The organism is Gilliamella sp. B3801 (assembly GCF_026536645.1).
GTDB classification, from domain to species: Bacteria; Pseudomonadota; Gammaproteobacteria; order Enterobacterales; family Orbaceae; genus Gilliamella; species Gilliamella apicola_I.
This window is the reverse complement of sequence record NZ_JAFNNR010000006.1, coordinates 141894-164111: the sequence shown is the minus strand read 5'-3', so window position 1 is coordinate 164111 and position 22218 is coordinate 141894. Positions and strand designations below refer to the sequence as shown.

Annotated in this window: 20 protein-coding genes, 1 pseudogene and 1 riboswitch; of the genes and pseudogenes, 10 read left to right on the top strand and 11 right to left on the bottom strand. The window is 35.7% G+C overall.

All coding sequences use genetic code 11. The features are described from left to right. Positions 1-43 precede the first annotated feature (43 nt). Together ttcA and yeiP are read right to left on the bottom strand one after the other, a co-directional pair. Positions 44-940 carry a tRNA 2-thiocytidine(32) synthetase TtcA gene (ttcA, locus tag J3U14_RS07225; RefSeq protein WP_267352460.1) on the bottom strand — a complete coding sequence of 299 codons (897 nt, stop codon included), beginning with the start codon at positions 938-940 and terminating at the stop codon, positions 44-46. A 14-nt stretch (positions 941-954) separates the two neighbouring features. Next, positions 955-1527, bottom strand: coding sequence for an elongation factor P-like protein YeiP (yeiP, locus tag J3U14_RS07220; protein ID WP_220216846.1), 573 nt, complete (start codon positions 1525-1527; stop codon positions 955-957). Between the two features lie 116 nt (positions 1528-1643). On the opposite strand from yeiP, the gene J3U14_RS07215 reads away from it, so the two are divergent. Both J3U14_RS07215 and J3U14_RS07210 read left to right on the top strand, forming a co-directional pair. Then, entirely contained in the window at positions 1644-1910 is a 267-nt protein-coding gene (locus tag J3U14_RS07215; RefSeq protein WP_267352461.1) for a YkgJ family cysteine cluster protein, read from the top strand. Positions 1911-2123: 213 nt separating this feature from the next. Then, the gene (locus J3U14_RS07210) at positions 2124-3566 is read left to right on the top strand and encodes an amino acid permease (protein ID WP_267352462.1); all 1443 of its coding nucleotides are present in this window, start codon (positions 2124-2126) and stop codon (positions 3564-3566) included. Between the two features lie 123 nt (positions 3567-3689). Here the strand turns inward: J3U14_RS07210 and infA are convergent, their stop codons facing one another. The 5 genes from infA to leuS all read right to left on the bottom strand — a co-directional run bounded on the left by infA (position 3690) and on the right by leuS (position 8912). Then, entirely contained in the window at positions 3690-3908 is a 219-nt protein-coding gene (infA, locus tag J3U14_RS07205; protein WP_025315083.1) for a translation initiation factor IF-1, read from the bottom strand. Between the two features lie 231 nt (positions 3909-4139). Further along, positions 4140-4796 carry a nicotinate-nucleotide adenylyltransferase gene (gene nadD / locus J3U14_RS07200; protein ID WP_267352463.1) on the bottom strand — a complete coding sequence of 219 codons (657 nt, stop codon included), beginning with the start codon at positions 4794-4796 and terminating at the stop codon, positions 4140-4142. Then, complete coding sequence (gene holA, locus J3U14_RS07195) at positions 4790-5794, bottom strand: DNA polymerase III subunit delta (RefSeq protein ID WP_267369607.1); 1005 nt, start codon at positions 5792-5794, stop codon at positions 4790-4792. Before holA ends, nadD begins: the two co-directional genes overlap by 7 nt. Before the next feature lie 7 nt (positions 5795-5801). Continuing rightward, positions 5802-6296, bottom strand: a complete 495-nt coding sequence (lptE, locus tag J3U14_RS07190; protein ID WP_267352465.1) for an LPS assembly lipoprotein LptE — start codon at positions 6294-6296, stop codon at positions 5802-5804. 33 nt (positions 6297-6329) lie between these two features. Then, positions 6330-8912, bottom strand: a complete 2583-nt coding sequence (gene leuS / locus J3U14_RS07185) for a leucine--tRNA ligase (RefSeq protein ID WP_267352466.1) — start codon at positions 8910-8912, stop codon at positions 6330-6332. Between the two features lie 226 nt (positions 8913-9138). Between leuS and J3U14_RS07180 the strand changes: the two genes are divergently transcribed. Both J3U14_RS07180 and J3U14_RS07175 read left to right on the top strand, forming a co-directional pair. Next, a complete protein-coding gene (locus tag J3U14_RS07180) occupies positions 9139-9756 on the top strand; it encodes a hypothetical protein (RefSeq protein ID WP_267352467.1) in 618 nt (205 codons plus the stop codon). 474 nt (positions 9757-10230) lie between these two features. Beyond that, positions 10231-10851 (top strand): hypothetical protein, encoded by a 621-nt coding sequence (locus J3U14_RS07175; protein WP_267352468.1) that lies wholly within the window; start codon positions 10231-10233, stop codon positions 10849-10851. Between the two features lie 177 nt (positions 10852-11028). Here the strand turns inward: J3U14_RS07175 and bamD are convergent. Continuing rightward, positions 11029-11751: pseudogene (gene bamD / locus J3U14_RS07170) on the bottom strand (outer membrane protein assembly factor BamD); the annotation flags it as partial. 89 nt (positions 11752-11840) lie between these two features. Here bamD and rluD point away from each other — a divergent pair. Both rluD and pgeF read left to right on the top strand, forming a co-directional pair. After that, on the top strand, positions 11841-12815 hold the full coding sequence (rluD, locus tag J3U14_RS07165) for a 23S rRNA pseudouridine(1911/1915/1917) synthase RluD (RefSeq protein ID WP_267352470.1): 975 nt from the start codon (positions 11841-11843) through the stop codon (positions 12813-12815). Positions 12816-12825: 10 nt separating this feature from the next. Continuing rightward, positions 12826-13593 (top strand): peptidoglycan editing factor PgeF, encoded by a 768-nt coding sequence (gene pgeF, locus J3U14_RS07160; RefSeq protein WP_411596889.1) that lies wholly within the window; start codon positions 12826-12828, stop codon positions 13591-13593. A 353-nt stretch (positions 13594-13946) separates the two neighbouring features. Here the strand turns inward: pgeF and J3U14_RS07155 are convergent, their stop codons facing one another. Together J3U14_RS07155 and queD are read right to left on the bottom strand one after the other, a co-directional pair. Beyond that, positions 13947-14561 (bottom strand): 7-carboxy-7-deazaguanine synthase QueE, encoded by a 615-nt coding sequence (locus J3U14_RS07155; protein ID WP_267352472.1) that lies wholly within the window; start codon positions 14559-14561, stop codon positions 13947-13949. Between the two features lie 2 nt (positions 14562-14563). Beyond that, a complete protein-coding gene (gene queD, locus J3U14_RS07150) occupies positions 14564-14986 on the bottom strand; it encodes a 6-carboxytetrahydropterin synthase QueD (protein ID WP_267352473.1) in 423 nt (140 codons plus the stop codon). 3 nt (positions 14987-14989) lie between these two features. Further along, positions 14990-15035, bottom strand: a riboswitch (PreQ1 riboswitch). A gap of 283 nt (positions 15036-15318) precedes the next feature. Here queD and clpB point away from each other — a divergent pair. Continuing rightward, the gene (clpB, locus tag J3U14_RS07145; protein ID WP_267352474.1) at positions 15319-17889 is read left to right on the top strand and encodes an ATP-dependent chaperone ClpB; all 2571 of its coding nucleotides are present in this window, start codon (positions 15319-15321) and stop codon (positions 17887-17889) included. Between the two features lie 340 nt (positions 17890-18229). Next, positions 18230-19033: a Cof-type HAD-IIB family hydrolase gene (locus tag J3U14_RS07140; protein WP_267352475.1), complete on the top strand. Its 804-nt coding sequence runs from the start codon at positions 18230-18232 to the stop codon at positions 19031-19033. Between the two features lie 37 nt (positions 19034-19070). Here the strand turns inward: J3U14_RS07140 and J3U14_RS07135 are convergent, their stop codons facing one another. Continuing rightward, on the bottom strand, positions 19071-19832 hold the full coding sequence (locus J3U14_RS07135; protein ID WP_267352476.1) for a DeoR/GlpR family DNA-binding transcription regulator: 762 nt from the start codon (positions 19830-19832) through the stop codon (positions 19071-19073). 241 nt (positions 19833-20073) lie between these two features. On the opposite strand from J3U14_RS07135, the gene alr reads away from it, so the two are divergent. Then, entirely contained in the window at positions 20074-21162 is a 1089-nt protein-coding gene (alr, locus tag J3U14_RS07130) for an alanine racemase (RefSeq protein ID WP_267352477.1), read from the top strand. Between the two features lie 6 nt (positions 21163-21168). Further along, a complete protein-coding gene (gene mltG / locus J3U14_RS07125) occupies positions 21169-22182 on the top strand; it encodes an endolytic transglycosylase MltG (protein WP_411590563.1) in 1014 nt (337 codons plus the stop codon). Positions 22183-22218: the final 36 nt, after the last annotated feature.

The window sequence follows — 22218 nt, the reverse complement described above, 5'->3', positions numbered from 1 at the left end:
TGTTGAGTGGGATAATTTTACAAAATAGCGATAATAAAAAGATTTATTTAACTTCTTTCCATAAGATCATGTCTTGATCTTCAAGGTCGGATGCATCAAATCCAATCGGTTGGGGCATATCTTCGTGATCAAATGCTATATCTCCTCCATCAATTACGTGATCCCCCTTTTTAATTCCTTTGAAATCAAAAAGTGAAGTATCACAAAGATGCGATAAGGTGATATTTTGGGTTGCACGGAACATGGTTTCAATGCGTCCGGGATATTTTTTATCCCATTCATTAAGCATCTCTTTAATCACTTGACGTTGTAAATTGGGCTGTGAACCACAAAGGTTACAAGGAATAATTGGGAATTGCTTAATTTCAGCATATTTTGCAATGTCTTTTTCTTTGCAATACGCAAGCGGACGAATAATGATATGTTCACCTGAATCATTCATTAATTTGGGTGGCATTGCTTTTAGTTTACCGCCGTAGAACATATTTAAAAACAAGGTTTCTAAAATATCGTCACGATGATGACCTAGAGCAATTTTTGTGGCGCCCAGTTCGGTTGCGGTGCGATATAAAATTCCACGGCGCAGACGTGAACAAAGAGAACAAGTTGTTTTACCTTCTGGTATTTTTTCTTTGACAATACCATAGGTATTTTCTTGAACTATTTTATATTCAATGCCTAATGACTCAAGGTAATGCGGTAATACATGCTCAGGAAATCCCGGTTGCTTTTGATCTAAATTAACGGCAATAAGATCAAAATTAATAGGCGCACTGATCTTTAAATTTAATAAAATATCAAGCAAGGTATAACTATCTTTACCGCCTGATAAACAGACCATAATACGATCGCCTTCTTCGATCATATTAAAATCAGCGATCGCTTCACCAGTAAGGCGACGCAATCGTTTATGGAGTTTGTTTTGATTATAGGTTTTCATGACAAATTAATACGTTATTCTGATCGTCCCATATAACGACGTTCGGCGATATGAATTTTGACCTTTTCATTGTTATCAATATATTCTGGAACTTGAATAACAAGTCCTGTTGATAATGTGGCTGGTTTGGTGCGAGCACTTGCTGATGCCCCTTTGATACTTGGTGAGGTCTCAATAATTTCTAGATCAACCGTTTGTGGTAATTCCAATGCAACGACTTCGCCATCAGCCATGAGTACTTGAATGCCGTTCATGCCACCTTCTGGAATAAAAAGAAGTTCTTCTTCAATTTGTGCTTTTTTGAAAATAAATGGCGTATAGTCTTCATTGTCCATAAAGACATATTCATCACCATCGATATAGGAAAAGCTGACTGGACGTCGAAAAAGTTCAATGGTTTCGATAATATCGTCACCTTTAAATCGCTCTTCAACTTTACCGCCTGTCTTGACATCGGTAAAACGCATTTTATAGAGTGTACTTGCACCACGGGCACTTGGACTTTGAACATCAATGTCTTTAACCAGTAATAGTTTTCCATTATAAGTGACGGCATCGCCACGTTTTATTTCATTTGCTTTTGCCATAATAGTTTCTTTGTGAGGTTTTAAAATCGAATTTAAAATTTAGCTCGCTATTTTACCGCTATCTTGCTATTGTCACCATCAAAATTTATCGATGTTCCTTAAATTAAAGGAATCTTATGACAGAATTGGTTAAATGTCGTCAAAATTGTGGGGCCTGCTGTATTGCACCTTCGATCTCGTCCATTATTCCCGGAATGCCCAATGGCAAGCCTGCCGGTGTGCCCTGTGTCCATTTAGATAGTCGTTTTCAATGTCAACTCTTTGGACAATCCTCCAGACCAAGGGTTTGTTGTCGATTAAAGCCGTGTATGGAAATGTGTGGCAGTAATCGTGAACAAGCTTTAGATTATTTAACTCAATTAGAACAGGTCACTAGCGCCTAAATATTGCTAATATTTAACAAACTTGCGCTATTATTAGAATTATTTATCTCGTGTTGTTTTTTTTTTGATACACTTCACCGCATTTCATTATTTAATGATAAATATACACAATAATTAAGATAAATAGTGTTTTCTATCAATTTGTTAAAATAACCGATTGGAAACTGAAGTTTTCTTAATTACCTTTACTCTCTTTAAAAGAAGATTTTTGTTATGAAAAATAAATTAAAACGGGATTTAAAGGCTCGCCATTTAGCCATGATTGCAATCGGTGGTTCAATTGGGACAGGGCTTTTTGTTGCATCCGGTGCGACAGTTGCACAGGCAGGGCCTGGCGGAGCTTTGCTTTCCTATGCCATTATTGGTGTAATGGTGTACTTTTTAATGACCAGCCTTGGTGAACTTGCAGCATATTTACCTGTATCTGGGACATTTGCGACTTATGGCGCGCGTTATGTTGACGAGGCGTTCGGATTTGCGATTGGTTGGAATTATTGGTACAACTGGGCAATTACCGTCGCGGTCGATCTGGTTGCTGCGCAGTTGGTCATTTCGTATTGGTTTGATGCCGGAGCGTATAGTTGGCTTTGGAGTTTGCTATTCTTAAGCATTATCTTCTGTTTAAATTATATTTCTGTCAAAGGTTTTGGCGAAGCTGAGTTCTGGTTCTCATTAATTAAAGTTGTGACTGTTATCATTTTTATTGCAGTTGGCTTATTAATGATTGTCGGTATTTTACGTGGGAGTGATAGCACTGGTTGGCAAAATTGGACTGTTGGTGATGCGCCTTTTGTTGGTGGCTTTTCTTCGATGATTGGTGTTGCTATGGTGGTTGGTTTTTCATTCCAAGGCACAGAACTCATTGGTATTGCAGCCGGCGAATCAAAAGATCCTGAAAAAAATATTCCTAAAGCCATGAAACAAGTTTTTTGGCGTATTTTGCTATTTTATATTTTTGCAATTTTAGTCATCAGTTTAATTATTCCTTATACCGATCCTAATTTACTTCGTAATGAGGAGACCGACATTAGTGTCAGCCCATTTACATTAGTATTTCAACATGCGGGCTTATTATCGGCAGCAGCCATAATGAATGCGGTTATTTTAACGTCAGTCTTATCCGCAGGTAATTCTGGTTTGTATGCCTCGACACGTATGCTATATGCCTTAGCAAAAGAAGGAAAAGCACCTAAAATCTTTTCAAGATTATCTTCAACGGGTGTGCCTCGATTTGCATTATTAGCCACAACATTTGTTGCTATGTTATGTTTTTTAACATCAATGTATAAAGATCAAGAAGTTTATTTATGGCTTCTTAATATGTCGGGGATGACCGGATTTATTGCTTGGCTTGGGATTGCGATTAGTCATTATCGATTCAGAAAAGGATACATGGCTCAAGGTTTTGATGTGAATAAATTACCTTATCGTTCAAGTTGTTTCCCTTTTGGCCCTATATTTGCTTTTGTACTTTGTCTCACCATCACCCTTGGGCAAAACTATGAAGCATTTTTACAAGATACCATTGATTGGAATGGTGTAATAGCGACTTATGTCGGTATTCCGTTATTCTTTATTATTTATTTGGGTTATAAGATTGTGAAGAAAACTAAATGGGTGAAATACGAAGATATGGATTTTTCTCAAACAGATTAGTTTGAGAAAGTTGATAACATTTTTTCTCTTCCGTCGACACTTATGTCGACGGAATTTTATTAAAAAAGAGAAAAATAACCCATAAGGTTAGTTAATTTTTAAATAACAAGTTTGATAACGATATTAGCGACTACGGAAGATGATACGTGCTTTAGAAAGATCGTAAGGCGTCATTTCAACAGTAACTTTATCGCCAGTTAAAATACGAATATAGTTTTTTCGCATTTTGCCAGAAATATGTGCAGTAACGACATGACCATTTTCAAGTTCAACACGAAACATCGTGTTAGGAAGAGTATCAAGTATGGTACCTTGCATTTCAATGTTATCTTCTTTTGCCATTGGGGCCTCTTAATAATAAAAACAAATTAACTATACACAACTCGTTTATGATATCCCTTTTATTTTTGAGGGAAAGAAAAGTCAACTTTGGATGCTTTTCTTAAGTGACTAGTTCAGTATTTTATCATAAGATAAAATGATAGTGTGTATAAACATAAAAAAGCTCAACTTACAACATATAAGTATCGCCGCAAAATAATGCCGAAAAAACTCCCAGAAGTAAAGTCATTTCTAAATTTTCTTTGTCTGGTAAAGACCTTGTTGGTGGATATATTGCCAAACTTTTAGTGGTAATAGACCTTCACAACTTTGTTGATTCTTAATTTTTTGCCTGATTTGCGTTGCTGAAATATTTTCTAAAGGCGTATCAGAAAAATAGATACATCCTTGAGCAGAATCATGCAAATTTTTTATATTAGTCGTACGATTTTTATCAATCCATTGTTGAAATTCAACGTTATCAGTTCTTGCGGCATAATTTGGTCGCTGACAAATAATCAAATGGCAATAATCGAGTAATGATTGCCATTTATACCAACTGGGCAAATTCAGTAATGAATCTTGCCCCATAATGAATGCAAGTGATGCGGTTTTCCCGTTTTCATGACGCCATTGCTTTAAAGTATCGATGGTATAAGAAGGTCGATTTACAGTGCTAGGAACAATTTCACGGGTGTCAATGGTAAACAAAGGTAAATCTTCAATGGCTAATGCTAACATTGCCAGACGCTGTTGTGTGGTTGCTTCTGGTTGCGCTTTATGTGGTGGTATTTTATTGGGTAATAAAACTATCTGTGTCAACCCCACTTCTTGCGCTAATGAAATTGCTGTACGTAGATGACCATAATGAATAGGATCGAACGTGCCACCAAATAAAGCGGTTAGCATTGATTTAATCCCATAAATTGCATCATCAAACTGGTCAAATTGTCCCAAATTTGCAATTGGCTATCGTGCTTTAAACCGATCTCAATATCGGTCAATTTTGCCAAAGTGGTAAATAAATTTTTGATATCACAACGCGTTAAATAGGCGGTATATAAAGCTCTTTTGTTTTGCCATATTTTATATTCATCAAACGCTTGTTTAAGCGATTTTTTTTCTGAAGATTTTTTTAAATTAATAAGTAGAATTAGCTCTCGTTGAAAAATTCGCATTAAAATCAGTGGTTCCAAATCATTCATTTTTAGTTGGTGTAATATATGTGTTGCACGTTTAGATTTATTGGCAACCATGGCATCAATCCAATGATAAGGCGTAAATACAGCCGAATCATTAATGTTATTTTCAACTTGATCATAACTAATGGTATGATTTGGATATAGTAATTTTAATTGTTCAATAATTTGTGTTAATGCGAGTAAATTACCTTCATAATAATAACAAAGTAGTTCAATCGCTTGTGGTTCGATGCTTATTTGTCTGTGCTGAAGATGACTTTTTATCCAATGAGGTAATTGTAAGGTATCGGGCGTGACGCAATTAACGACAACAAGTTTATCGTTTAACGCTTTATACCATGTTGCGTTTTCCTGGGTTTTAGTGATTTTGTTTAAACTGATTATTAGCGCAATTTCAGGGGTTAAAACGTCACTTAGTGTATTAAGCTTTGTTATTAAGGCTGTATTTAATGCATTATCACCAAAATCAAGAAAGATAAGAGTGTTATTCGAAAATAGATTTAATGCCTGACAACTGTCATAAATTGTTGACCAATCGGTTTGATTGTCTATCGTATATGTCAGTTGCTCATCGAATCCTTTCTGTTTAAAAGTATGACGCAATTGAGTTTGTGCATAATGTTGCAGATAGGGATCACTTCCTACTAATAAATAATAGGGTGATCCTAGGTGATTAGTAATTTGATCAGCATTGATTTTAATCATAACAACGTTATTTTTTGGCATCTACAGATTTTAATTTACCTATAATCTGTTTTGCTGCTTGCCTATACATTTCGTCTTCGATTAAATTTTGCTCTGCTGTTTTAGATAATGGCGTTGACGGATTATCAAAGAATGTACGGAATATCCGTACATTAATTGGATATATTTGCTTACCATTGATTACGGCTTGAGCATGGACGGTTAAAACTAATTGATATTCAGCAGCTTTACCGTCTTGATAAATCGATATGGTATTACGATCAATATTTTCATTGGTGATATTCAGTGTCGGATATTTGCCTGAAGCATCATCATTGACTAGTGTGATATGATTATCATGCAAGAGTTCTTTAACATATCTTGATAATTTACCGTAAGGATCATAACTTACGTAAGACATGGTTTTAAATCGTGCAGGTATCTCTGTTTCATTTTGCAAATGAAATCCACACCCTGTCAGTGATATTGCCATTAGCATGATTAAGACGATATATTTTTTCATAAGTATTACCACCAATTTTCGTTATTAACAATATTAACCAACAACCAAATTCAATAACTTACCTGGTACATAAATGACTTTACGAATAGTCACATCTGCCAAATATTTTTGTATATTAGGTTCTTGTTTAGCTTGTTCTACAACAAAATCTTGCTCAGCATTAGCAGGTACAGTGAATTTGCCCCGTACTTTACCATTAATTTGTACTACGATGAGTTTTTCATCTTCAATCATCGCTGATTCATCAGCAATCGGCCATGTTGTATCATCGATTGATTCACTATGTCCTAATGCTTGCCACATAATAAAACAGACATGCGGAATCATTGGATAAAGTAAACGAACAATCGCGTTTAAAGCTTCGTTCATTAATGCATAATCTTGATCGTTTTCTAAAGGTGCTTTTTGTAGACGATTCATAAACTCCATGACAGCAGCAATTGCCGTATTAAATGTTTGTCGACGTCCAATATCATCACTGACTTTGGCAATGGTTTTATGAAGTTCACGACGCAATGTTTTTTGTTCAGCATTCAATTGTGTCACATCTAATTTGACACTTTTACCTTGCTGCGCATATTCATACACTAAACGCCAAACACGTTTAATAAAACGGTTAGCCCCTTCAACACCTGATTCTTGCCATTCAAGCGTCATATCAGCAGGCGAGGCAAACATCATAAATAATCGAACTGTGTCAGCACCATATTTTTCAACCATTTCCTGTGGATCGATGCCGTTATTTTTCGATTTCGACATTTTAGTCATACCTGCATGCACAAGTTCATTGCCTTTGCTGTCGATTGCTTTACAAATGCGACCTTTTTCATCACGTTCAATGGTGACTTCGGTCGGTGATACCCAAATGCGTTCGTTTGTTGGACTGGTATAATAAAATGCATCAGCAAGTACCATACCTTGACAAAGTAATCGTTTAGCTGGTTCATCAGAACTGACTAAGCCAAAATCACGCATTAATTTATGGAAGAATCTAAAATAAAGTAAATGCATAATGGCATGTTCAATACCACCAACGTACTGATCGACAGGTAACCAGTAATTCGCTGCTTTTTCATCTAACATGCCCTTGTCATAGTGCGGACAAGTATAACGTGCGTAATACCATGATGATTCCATAAAGGTATCAAAGGTATCGGTTTCACGAAGTGCCGCTTGACCATTAACAGTCGTTTTTGCCCAATTTGGATCGGCTTTAATTGGACTGGTTATTCCATTCATTTCGACGTCTTCAGGTAAAATAACCGGTAATTGGTCTTCTGGCGTCGGAATGGTGGTTCCATCTTCAAGGGTGACCATTGGAATTGGTGCGCCCCAATAACGTTGACGGGAAACACCCCAATCACGCAAGCGATAATTGACTTTACGCTCACCAATACCCAATGCAGTCAATTTGTCGGCGATCGCATTGAATGCTTGCTCAAAATTAAGTCCATCAAATTCACCCGAGTTAAATAGCTTACCATGTTCTGTATAAGCATTTTCAGACAGGTCAGGAGCTTGCCCATCTTGATTTAAGATAACTGGTTTAATTGGCAGATTATATTTTGATGCAAACTCATAATCTCGCTCATCATGTCCCGGTACTGCCATCACAGCACCAGTGCCATATTCAATTAAGACAAAGTTGGCAATCCATACCGGCACTTTATTACCCGTTAACGGGTGAATAGCATAAAATCCAGTAGCGATGCCTTTTTTCTCCATTGTTGCCATATCGGCTTCTGCCGTTTTGGTATTTTTGCATTCTGCAATAAATTCAGCAATTTTCGGATTATTTTTCGCTGCTAATTGTGCTAGTGGGTGCTCAGCGGCAACTGAGACAAAACTTACGCCCATTAAGGTATCAGGGCGGGTTGTATAAACACGCAATTTATCATTGTAGTTTTCTACAGCAAAATCAAATTCGACCCCTTCAGAACGACCAATCCAGTTTCGTTGCATTGTTTTAACTTGTTCTGGCCAATCTTCAAGCGTATCTAAATCATTGAGTAGCTCTTCGGCATAGTCAGTAATTTTGATAAACCATTGTGGGATCTCTTTACGCTCGACGGGGGTATTACAGCGCCAACAGCAACCTTCAACGACTTGTTCGTTCGCCAGTACAGTTTGATCGTTAGGGCACCAGTTAACTGCTGAAGTCTTTTTGTAAACTAAACCTTTTTCATAAAGTTTAGTAAAAAACCATTGTTCCCATTTGTAGTATTCTGGTCGGCAAGTGGTGACTTCACGATCCCAATCATAACCAAAACCTAATAATTGTAATTGCTTTTTCATGTAAGCAATATTTTCGTAAGTCCATTTTGCTGGTGCGGTATTGTTTTTTACTGCCGCCCCCTCAGCGGGTAAACCGAAAGCATCCCAACCTATTGGTTGTAATACATTTTTACCATTTAGACGTTGATAACGTGAGATCGTATCACCGATTGTATAATTACGGACATGACCAAGATGCAAACGACCTGAAGGATAAGGAAGCATTGACAAGCAGTAATACTTCTCTTTAGATGCATCTTCAGTAACGTGAAATGTTTTGTTCTCTAGCCAATGTTGTTGAACTTTGGCTTCAATCTCATCTGGGCGATATTGTTCTTGCATGACGAATTAATGTCCTATCTATTATTGCTAATAAAAAATAATTTGCTAATTGTATTGGTTATTGGCACGTTTTACAAACGATATATGAAACAAGGAGAATGATTTGATACCAATATTTATAAGAATTAAAATCAATAGAGTTAACAAAATAAAAGAAATAAATCTTTGCTTCTCAATATATTTAAAAAAACTTAAGATATATTTCTAAAAATTTAAGGAATAGCTTATGGAAAATCGTACATTTGGATTTCGTTGTTTCACTCGTCGCTCATTTATTGTTTTAGTTATATCAGTTATTAGCTTTGCTTCATTTGTCGCAGGTTATCTCATTTTTTTATTTACCTCTGATGCTGTCATGCCTTTGATCCCCAAACAATATTTTATGGAGATTCTTTTTGGTGGAATCCTTGTTTTGAGCTTACTTTCTGGCGTTTTGTTTGCTATAAGTATTGTGAGTTTATTCCGTAAAAAAATGACGTTTAATGTCAATTCATATTCGATTAATATTGATGACCATAAAAAATTGAATCAAATGTTTCAATTTTCAGCATTACAAAAAGTAATAATGTTTAAAGTCGAAAACGCTGTTTGGATTAATCAGACACTTATCCTGGAATTTGACAATGAGCGTATTAATATGCAGATAGTAAAGGGAAGAATTCCACTATTATCCAAAAAAGATATCGATCAATTTTTTGAATTTACACAATATCTTCATGAACAAGTTCTCAAACCAGATTTTACATTATTCTCGGTGGATAAAACTTTATCATCTAAAACAGCTGAATTTCTAGTGGATGTTTCACATGATTTAGAATATCGTTACCTTTATATCAGAAAGTAGCTAATGCGCATATGTTGTTTGTAAATTAGTGATAAAACAATGGCTATTGAATGGTTAAATAGCCATCAACTGTTTTGATAAACGTTAACTGTCTTTTAATTGGTCAATATAATAGCTATCATTAAACACACTTAAGATACGAGAAAGAATGATTTTTCTCTTCAACCGGTATATTTTCGAAATTGGTTTAAATAAGTTCATCGACTTTTGGGGCTTCAATCTCATCTAGGCAATATTGTTCTTACGTGATGAATATATGTCCTATCTATTATTGCTAATAAAAAATAATTTGGTAACTCTATTGGCACGTTTTATAAACGATGTAAGAAACAAGAAGAATGATTTGATACCAATATTTATATGAATTAAACACAATAAAGTTAACAATATAAATAAAAAGAAATAAATCTTTTCTTCTCAAAGTATTTAAAAAAAACTTAAGATATATTTCTAAAAAAATATAAGGAATAGCTTATGGAAAATCGTACATTTGAATTTCGTTGTTTTACTCAGCGCTCATTTAAAAATTTAATGATACTCATTTGTTGCTTTGGTGTTTTAGTCCTTGGTTGTCTCATGTATTTATTTTTCTCTGATGCGATCATGCCGATGATTCCCAACCGGTACTTTGAGGTCATTTTTATTGTTGGACTGCTTGTTCCTGAATTATTTTCTATCTTTCTGTTTGCTATATGTATTGCTCGCTTGTTTCGTAAAAAAATGACGATTAATGTCAATTCATATTCGATTAGTATTGATGACCATAAAACATTGAATCAAACGTTTCAATGGTCAGCATTAAAAACAGTAATAATGTATAAAAGTACCGTAGTGCTATATCAAACGATTATTTTGGAGTTTAACAATAAGCTTGTTAATATGATGATGGCAAAAAGTATATATTTATCCAAAAAAGATATTGATCAATTTCTTCAATTTATACAATATGTCGAAGAACAAATTATAAAGCCAGATTTTACATTATCCTCATCGGATACAACTTTATCAACTAAACTTACCCAAGAACTAACAAAAGCATTAACAAATATAAATGATGATCATGGAGTATACCGTTATTTATATGTCAGAAGGTAACGAGGCAATGTTTCTTGATGATAAAATACTAATATGGCTATTTAAACAATTAAATAGCCATACTCGATTTTATACAAATTTGGATATGAAGTGATTAATGGTTAATTAGCCGCCATTAAAGACGCTAGTAAACCGTGAAAAGAATGACTTTTGTTGCTCTTTGGGTATGTTTTCAAGATTAGCTTGAATAAGTTTATCAACATTTTCGACTTCTGCCGTTAACCCTAATTCTTGATAAGCATTGCGCATTAACAATAGAGCAGATTTTGTTGAATCTGTATCGGGAAATAGGGATAGCATTTGTGTCACACGATTAATGACAGCGACATACGCCCCACGTTTGGTGTAAAATTCAGCCACTTTTAACTGATAACGTGCTATTCTATTTTTTAAAAAAACTAAGCGTTTTTGTGCATCAGCGGCATAATAACTTGATGGAAAACTGGAAACGAGGTAGGAAAAATCTTTAAAAGCCGTGATCGCATATTGGGAATCGCGATCTGAACGATCAACATTGAACCAACCTTGAATCATATTGTCATCTTGAGCCATATTAGATAGGCCACGCATATATATCACCCAATCAACATTTGGATGAGTCGGATTCAATTTTAAAAAACGGTCTATTAAGGCTACAGCTAGTGGTAAATCTGCAGTTTTGTAATATGCATAAATTAAATCAAGTTGAACTTGTTGAGAATAGGGACCAAAAGGGTAACTTTTATCCAATGCTTCTAAAACAGTAATACTTGATTTTAAATTACCACTATTAAGTGCATCTTGTGCTTTACTATGGAGTTCAACCTCTGATACATTTTCAACATCAGGCTTTGTTGATGTACAACCAATAAGCACACCACTTAATGCGATAGCCAATAACGAGTGTAAGCGTAATTTCATTCAGTTTCCAATCCAAAAAATAAACAATAACCGTTATGATTAGTATATAATACTCTAAAACATATCAGCTTAAAATAGATAAATTACATATGCAAGAATTAAAATTATCAAATCAAATTGAGTCAACTCAACTTGGGATGCGTTTAGACCAAGCATTATCAGAACTTTTCCCCGATTATTCTCGCTCAAGAATTAAAGACTGGATTATCAATAATAAAGTATTAGTAAACGATGTGATAGTTAATAAACCCAAAGAGAAAGTATTGGGTGGTGAAAAAATTATTATTCATGCTGAGATTGAAGAAGAGACTTATCATCAACCAGAAGATATTAAATTAAATATTGTTTATGAAGATGATGATATTTTAGTGATAAATAAACCACGTGATTTAGTTGTTCACCCTGGTGCAGGTAATCCAAATGGCACAGTATTAAATGCGTTATTACATTACTGTCCTGAAATTGCTCGCGTTCCACGTGCAGGTATTGTTCATCGGTTGGATAAAGACACGACCGGTTTGATGGTCGTTGCTAAAACTATCGTTGCCCAAACGCATTTAGTCGAATCGCTACAATTAAGAGAAATAACCCGTGAGTATGAAGCGGTAGCTATGGGGATTATTACGGCGGGAGGAACGATAGATCAGCCGATTACCAGACACCCTACCAAACGAACTCATATGGCTGTGTTTCCGACAGGAAAACCTGCTGTAACACATTATCGTGTTTTAGAAAAATATCGATTGCATACAAGATTGCGTTTACGATTAGAAACTGGACGAACACACCAAATTCGAGTACATTTAGCACATATTGCTCATCCTTTGGTCGGTGATCCTCTTTATGGCGGACGTCCAAGACCACCAAAAGGGGCCAGCGAAACACTTATTAACACATTACGAGAATTTGATAGGCAAGCATTACATGCAACCATGTTAAGGTTATATCATCCAGTAACGGGTGAGCAAATGGAATGGCATGCGCCTATACCAGAAGATATGCAAAGACTAGTTGAAGCATTACAAGAAGATACAGAATTATATAAACATGAGCTGGATTGGTGAAAGAAAAATGATTAAATCGATTTATCCTTACTGGTTTGCGCCGAAAAATGTTCGAGCGTTGACCACAACACGAATGGGCGGTGTCAGTATGCCGCCATTTGAAAGTTTAAATATGGGAGGGCGTACCGGTGATAATATAAATGATGTTGCAGAAAACCGAAAACGCTTAATTACCGCTGAACAAATACCCAGCGAACCTTATTGGCTTAATCAAACTCATAGTACTGTCGCCCTTGATATTTCACAAATAAAATTACAACCCCCCACTGGAATCGTTAATAATAAACAAATATTTGAAGCTGACGCGGCTTATACTCATCAAGCAAAGCAAGTGTGTGTTGTGTTAACAGCCGATTGCATGCCTTTATTATTTTGCTCTTCGAAAGGCGATGAGGTCGCGGCAGCGCATGCGGGTTGGCGAGGATTGTGCAATGGAATTTTAGAAGAAACCGTTAAAAAATTCTCCTGTAAACCATCCGAAATTATGGTTTGGATGGGACCAGCCATAAGTGCCAAAAAATATGAAGTAGGGGAAGAAATAAAAAAACAATTTGAGGCCATAGATCCAGAAGCAAAAAGTGCATTTAAATTAATCAATATACCAGAGCAAAAATATTTGGCCGATCTCTACTTAATTGCCAAACAACGTTTGAATTCAATAGGTGTAAATAAAATATTTGGTGGTGATTATTGTACTTATACAGAACAAGATAAATTCTTTTCTTATCGACGAGAAAACCGAACAGGAAGAATGGCATCAATGATTTGGTTTGAGTGATATTTAAAAAAATGGTGCAAACATTCTCAGATTAGCTGGCAAATAAAGAAACCAATCATGACGTTCCTCAGTTATTCTATTTTGGTGACTTAAAATATAAAACTTCTCTTCTGCCAGCTAAATAATCATTCTTACGTGTTTAACTTAGTGAAGTTAAGTTAATTTTCATTAAAAATTTATCTTTCATGTTTTGAGCAAGTTAATCTTGGCTAATAGTATGCAAAGTTCAAACATGTTATTCTTATTTTCGTAACAAAAACTTTATTAAATTATTAAGTTATATAATCATTACAATCGTTCAGGGCAAAATTATGAGCCGTTAACGGTAAACAGATGTGCTTTTTCGTGATTAATTATTCAATATTAGCAAATTTATGCGTTTGAATATTCAGTAACCATTTATTTTCAATACGATTTTGATTAATTTGTCCAAGTAATATGATTGTGTCATGCATGTTAAACTCGCCATTTCTTTCACAAGGCGATAAGTAATAGCGTTTAGCTTGAATATTTTGTTCAATATATTGGCAAAACGAAATGAAGTCAGGATGATTTTCAGCAACGATTCTCACTTCATTAGCAATTGACTGAACTATTTTTTGATAACGTGATTGATAGCAAAACTTAGGACTGAGAGCGATATAGTCAATTAAAGCGTCGACTTTGCCTAAACCATTACTTTCAATAGCAATAAAATAACCCGCTTGTTTAAGGGGGAAGAGTAATTTAGATAGATCTTTAACTAAGGTTGGCTCGCCACCCGTAATAATGATATTTTTGCTTTTATACTGTTTCACTTTGTCGAGAAGTTGATCTAATGTGAAACGGGTATATTGGCGAAAATTGGTATCACACCAACAACAATTTAGATTACAACCTGCCAAGCGAATAAAAATGGCGGGCATACCGGTATTATAACCTTCGCCTTGCAGTGATTCGAAGATTTCAACAATACGAAACTCAAGCATAGTTAACCCCGTTGATACTCGCAGTATGAGCTTGGGGTTTCCCACAGTTTAATATTGGATATGGGTAAATAGTTCGATAAACAATCAAAAATGTATTGACTCATTCCTTCAGCGGTTGTTCGACACGGAAAAGCGAATGTTTTTCGATCCATTTCTTGCAATAAGTTAGCAATACGGCATTCATTAACATTATTTTGGTGGTAAAGATAAGCATGATCGAACGGATCAATAATATGTTTTTTTACAATGGATTTGAGATCAGCGTAATCCATTACCATATCTTCGCTGGAACCCTTTTTAATGAGTTCACCACTAATTTCGACAATTAAACGGTAAGTATGACCATGCAGGTTATGACATTTCTTGTTATGCCCGTCTAACATGTGACAAGCATCAAATTGGAACTCTTTGGCAATTTTGAACATTTTACATTCCTAGTTTTTTTTCGTGGGATGGATCACGAACCACGGTTAGATAACCTAACAAAAGAAAGCGGTTAATATAATAGATATCAAGTTATTTGTCACCTTTCAATGATTATCTGAAACCGGATATCCTATTTAGGATGCGATTGTAAATATATTTAAATTTATCATTTTTAGGTCTAAAATGTTTTGCGTAAGTTAATTTTTATTATCTGTAAAAAAATTCTTGACAAGCTCTTGAAATTTTTCCTTCCACACTCATTTAGTCATTATGCAAATGGTATAAGTGTTTAATCATTTATGCCAAATTTATTGCTAAGGAGATAGATAATATGAGGTTAGATAAACTCACAAACAAATTTCAACAAGCTTTAGCTGATGCGCAGTCTTTAGCATTAGGTAAAGATAATCAGTATATAGAGCCTATCCATGTACTCTCAGCAATGCTTAATCAAGAAGGCAGTAGTGTTAATCCATTATTGGCAGCTGCTGGGGCAAATAATGCCATTTTACAACAAGAATTAAATCAATCCATTGACCGATTACCTCAAGTGCAGGGTGTCGGTGGCGAAGTTATCCCTTCTCAAGATTTAATTAAAGTTTTAAATTTATGCGATAAATTATCTCAAAAAAATGGAGATAGTTATATCTCTTCAGAGCTATTTATATTAGCTGCATTAGACGAAAAAGGGAGCCTTGGCGATATCCTAAAAAAATCGGGTGTCACTAAAGATAAATTTCTTCAAGCAGTCAATCAATTAAGAGGAAGCGACAACGTGAATGATCCAAATGCAGAAGATCAACGTGGTGCGTTGAAAAAATACACTATTGATTTAACACAGCGTGCAGAACAAGGTAAACTCGATCCAGTTATTGGGCGTGATGAAGAGATTCGCCGTACGATACAAGTGTTACAACGTCGTACCAAAAATAACCCTGTGTTAATTGGTGAACCGGGTGTGGGTAAAACTGCGATTGTTGAAGGATTAGCACAACGTATTGTGAATCGTGAAGTCCCCGAAGGATTACGTAATAAACGTGTCTTATCCTTGGATATGGGAGCCTTAATTGCTGGTGCTAAATATCGCGGTGAGTTCGAAGAGCGTTTGAAAGCTGTCCTTAAAGATATCGCTAAAGAAGAAGGTCGTATTATTCTGTTTATCGACGAAATTCACACTATGGTCGGTGCAGGTAAAGGCGATGGTGCTATGGATGCCGGAAACATGTTAAAACCAGCATTAGCTCGTGGTGAATTACACTGCGTTGGGGCAACAACACTTGACGAATATCGTCAATATATTGAAAAAGATCCTGCATTGGAACGTCGTTTTCAAAAAGTTTATGTGGCTGAACCGACTGTTGAAGACACCATTGCCATTTTGCGTGGTTTGAAAGAGCGTTATGAATTGCATCATCATGTTCAAATTACCGATCCAGCCATTGTGGCTGCGGCAACCTTATCGCATCGTTATATTTCAGATCGTATGTTGCCAGATAAAGCTATTGACTTGATTGACGAAGCTGCATCGAGTATTCGTATGCAAATGGATTCTAAGCCAGAATCATTAGATCGTCTTGAAAGACGTATCATTCAACTTAAACTTGAGCAACAAGCGCTTAAAAAAGAGTCGGATGATGCCAGTAAAAAACGACTTGAGATGTTAAATAATGAACTTGCTGAAAAAGAAAAGGATTATGCGTCACTTGAAGAAGAGTGGAAATCAGAGAAAGCTGCACTTTCGGGCACTCAGAATATCAAAGCAGAGTTGGAAAAAGCTCGCACTGAGATAGAACAAGCTCGTCGAGCAGGGGATTTAAACAAGATGTCGGAATTGCAATATGGCAAAATTCCGGAACTTGAAAAGAAACTCGCAACAGCTACGCAATTAGAAGGTAAAACCATGAAATTATTGCGTAACAAAGTGACCGATAACGAGATTGCCGAAGTATTATCGAAAGCGACGGGTATTCCTGTTTCGAGAATGCTTGAAAGCGAAAAAGATAAATTATTACACATGGAAGACGCTTTACATAAACGTGTTATTGGGCAAGATGAAGCCGTAGTCGCTGTAGCAAATGCTATTCGTCGTAGCCGTGCTGGTCTTTCTGATCCGAATAAACCGATTGGGTCTTTCTTATTCTTAGGTCCAACAGGTGTGGGTAAAACCGAGCTTTGTAAAGCATTGGCAAACTTTATGTTTGATAGTGAAGATGCAATGGTACGGATTGATATGTCTGAATTCATGGAAAAACATTCCGTTGCTCGCTTAATTGGTGCGCCTCCTGGTTATGTCGGTTATGAAGAGGGCGGATATTTAACCGAAGCTGTACGGCGTCGACCTTATTCAGTGATTTTACTGGATGAAGTGGAAAAAGCGCATCCGGATGTCTTTAATATTTTATTACAAGTCTTAGATGATGGTCGCTTAACTGACGGACAAGGTCGTACAGTGGATTTCCGCAATACGGTTATCATCATGACATCTAACTTGGGTTCTGATTTAATTCAAGGACAAGTTGAGCTTAGTTATGACGAAATGAAAGCATTAGTTATGACAGTGGTAACTAAACATTTTAGACCTGAATTTATCAACCGTATTGACGAAACGGTGGTCTTCCATCCACTGGGTCAAGAAAACATCAAAGCGATTGCTAGAATTCAATTGGCACATGTTGAAAAACGCTTAGATGAACGAGGTTATGAAATGGATATTTCTGATGCAGCGTTAGAACATCTTGCTAAAGTTGGTTTCGATCCAATTTATGGTGCAAGACCGTTAAAACGCGCTATTCAACAAGAAATTGAAAACCCATTAGCACAACAAATATTGTCTGGTAAATTAGTACCAGGTAAAACCATTCATTTGGATTTAGTAGGTGATAATATCGAAGCTAAACAGTAATCAACAAATAAACCGACCTTAGTGGTCGGTTTTTTTATTGTACCGATCCGTCACTTTAACAGTGTATATTGCGGTAAATAAGTCATCGACAATTTTAGATCTCTCAATAATCAATCGATCCATTCTCGTTTTAACTCATTTGCACTAATAATAACTTTAAAATGTTAATAATATTGAGTATTTCCTAATTGAAAAACATCAATAGAATTTAAATGACTTCATTTTTTGTGATCATGATCTCATCCTGAACGATTACAATATTGCCAAATCGATCATAAAACATCATAATCAATCATATCTTGATTGATTAAATGAAATTGCAATGAGAAAGGATATTAAAATGATTAAATTGATCATAAGTGATCTAGATGGGACATTTTTAAATAGCCAAGGTGATTATGACCGTCAGCTATTTTCGCAAGTGTATGCACTCATGGCTGAACAACAAATTCATTTTGTGGCATGTACCGGTAAACAATGTGAACGGGTTGAAGAACTCTTTGGTGATTACAGCGACAAAATCTGGATAGTCGGTGATAGCGCAACGACCATAAAACATAAAGGTGAATTTATTTATCGCTCATTCATACCTAACGAATTAGGACAGAGCATAATAAAAACCTTGGAACAAGTTAGTAAAGCGCACGTTATCATTGCTTGTACTGCTCAAGGAGCCGTCATCAAAGCCCATTTACCTGAACGATTAAAAGCTAAAGTCCGAGGTTCTTATGCAACCATAATTGAAGTGGATGATCTGACTCATATCGCTGATGACTTTATCAAAATCACTGTATATGATGAAAAAGGACAATGTTTACAAACTCGACAGCATTTAACCCCTTTTGAAAACCAAGCTTATATAGTGGTATCTGAAGCTACATGGATTGATATCACTCAGCATGATGTTCATAAAGGGAATACTATCAAAAAATTACAACAACTACTTAAGGTAAATTATCATGAAACCATGGCTTTTGGTGATGGTTACAATGACATAGAATTACTTGAACAAGCGGAGTATAGTTTTGCAATGCGTAATGCATTTGAAGAAACCAAAGCTGTCGCTAAATTTATCACCGGTTTCAATGATGATAGTGCGGTACTGAATACGATAAAGCAACTAATTGAATTGCAAAGCAAATGATGGCATGCTCAGATTGAGTTGATGACAGCTGAATCTATTAAGCGATTTCTATTTTGAGATTAAAATCTTCAAAGCCCTCAATTTTGCTATCTCGACTAGCGATAATGATATCTATATCTTCACAAGTGGCAACTTTATAGCGAGCAACTTGTTGCATTTTGTCGGCAATCACTGCGGCTATAACCTCATTGCTTTGCGTAATGACTTCTTTTTTGAAGCAGGCATCATCATAATAAACTGCGCTTAACCCCGCATGCGGGTCAAGTCCACAAACGCCAATAAAGGTTTGATCAAAGACCATATTTCGGATTTGATTAACGGTATCAGCGCCCATTGTTCCCCCCGTTAACGGATTAACTTTGCCACCTAATAAAATGAGCTCGCCATTGGTACGGCTACTTAAGACCGAAGCAATTTGAGGAGAATTGGTGACAATCGTTAATGTCAAATTTTGTGGGATATAACTTGCCATTGCTAAATAGGTGGAACCAGTATCAATAAAAATGCAGGAATTATTTTTGATTAATTTTGCACATTTTATTGCTACTGAAGATTTTTCGTCTACACATTGATTAATACGAGTTTCAAATGTGGCTGATTGTTTTAAATGGCTAACTGCTCCACCATATACACGCTTGCAAACACCGTCACGGGCTAGTTTTTGTAAATCTCGACGAATCGTGTGTTCTGAAACCCCTAACAATTTAATTAAATCAGCACTGACAACACGCCCTTTTTCAGTCAAAAGCTGCCGGATAAAAGATTGGCGTTGTTCAGGGAATGCATTATAATCAATCATCTAATATCCTTTAAAAAATTATGCTGATTTCTAAAAATATCTTTAATGATCATACCGTTTTTAAGCGAATTATCCTATGATTTTTTAAAAGGATAAATTACTTATGCCCCCGAATTTTTTAATTAACTTATTGATTGTGTGGTTTTTTTGTATTAAAACTTGATTAACCTTTCATATTTTATTTGTTATTATTTAGAACAGAAATTAAAATATCTTTTTTACCTGAGTTAGGTTGGAAGTAATGTCTATTGCTGTCGTTAATGTTAATCGTCAAGCTATTCTGCATAATATTGAGTATGTGAGACGAAATTCACCTAATAGCTCCTTAATGGCTATTCTTAAAGCAAATGCTTATGGTCATGGGATTGCTGGCATTGCTCAATTATTATCCGATAAGGTCGACTACTTTGGGGTTGCAAGACTTTCTGAAGCGCTTTTGTTACGGCAAATTGGGATCATTACCCCCATTGTTTTGTTGGAAGGTTTTTTTCCACATGATGAAATAACGGATTTAATTGATTTTAATTTGCAAACTGTGGTTCATTCAAGTTGGCAAATTGATGCGTTAAATGCGATTAAAATTGAAAATCAAATCACAGCTTGGTTCAAAATTGACACAGGTATGCATCGTTTAGGGTTTCGGTTTGATGAGGCTCAAGGTGAATTTAATCGATTAGCAAGTTGTTGCGTTGTGCGTAAACCATTAAATATTATCAGTCATTTTAGTTCTGCTGATGATTTTTCTTCCAACCAAACGTCAAATCAATGTTTGCTGTTGGACGAATTTGTTGAATCAATTTCTAACAAATCATTGCTTGATAAGCAATCTATTGCTGCTTCTGGCGGTATTCTTGCTTGGCCAAATTCACATCGTGATGTGATTCGATTAGGTATTGCTTTGTATGGCGTTTCTCCTTTTGAGAATCCCATTGCCGAATTACACCCAGCTATGACGTTTAAGTCAGAGCTAATTGCAGTAAGAAAGCATAAAAAGGGTGAATCTGTGGGCTACGGGCAAATTTGGACAAGTCATAAAGAGACAAAATTAGGTGTTGTTGCAATGGGGTATGGTGATGGATATCCTCGCGGTATACCCGAAAATACGCCTGTGTTAATTAATGGTAGACGTGTTCCTATTGTGGGGCGTGTTTCAATGGACATGATTATTGTTGATCTGGGACTGAATAGTTCGGATAAACCAGGCGACGAAGTCATTTTTTGGGGAAAGGAGTTGCCGGTAGAAGAAATTGCTAAATATACAGGTATTAGTGCATATGAATTATTAACGCGCTTAACTACACGAGCTAAGGTTCACTATATAGATAAATAAGTTATGATTAAAAAAATATTTTTATACACGTTTTTGGCAATAATTTTAGTTGTCACCGCTTCGCTTGCGTTGGGTTACTATTTTTTACAACAGTTTTCTAAACAGCATATTCATGTTAACGATGATAATAAAGTGTTTATTATCAAAAAAGGAACGTCAATACATCAGTTAGTTGAACAAATAGATCAAGCAAATTTAATGGATAGGGCTTATCTACTTCCTTATTTGTATAAATTAAATCCTGAATTAAGTTCTATTAAAGCAGGGGGATATAAGTTAGAACCCCATATGACTGTTGATGAGTTTCTAAAATTATTAGTGTCAGGGAAAGAAAGCAGTTTTACGCTAAGATTTGTAGAAGGGAAGCGAGCCAATGATTGGTTAAATACCATGAAAAATACCCCTTACATTCAACAAACTTTGGTTGATAAATCAAGCGATGATATTGCAAAAATTTTAGGTATTGAGGGGCCTCTTGAAGGGTGGCTTTCGCCAAATACTTATCTTTATACGGTCGATACCTTAGATATTAATATTTTAAAACGTGCTCATCTCACTATGAAAAATAACCTGCAAAGAGTGTGGGAAAATCGTGATAGTGGGCTGCCATATAGCACGCCGTATGAATTACTTATTATTGCCTCAATTATTGAAAAAGAGACTAGTCTCAGTTCTGAACGTGCGAATGTCGCATCTGTTTTTGTTAATCGATTAAAAGCAAAAATGAAGCTGCAAACCGATCCTACAATTATTTATGGTTTAGGTGATAAATATACCGGTAAAATTAGACGTATTGATATGACCGATAAGACTAATCCTTATAATACCTATGTCATTAATGGTTTACCACCTACGCCTATTTCAATGCCAAGTTTAGCGTCGTTAGAAGCTGCGGCACACCCTGCTGATACCAAATATCTGTTTTTTGTCGCTAATGGTAAGGGCGGACATACGTTTACGACGAATTATAATAGCCATTTAAAAGCGGTCAATGAGTATCGAAATAAGCTAAAAAAATAAAAATTGTATTTTTTCTTAAATTACCGCGGGCAGAAC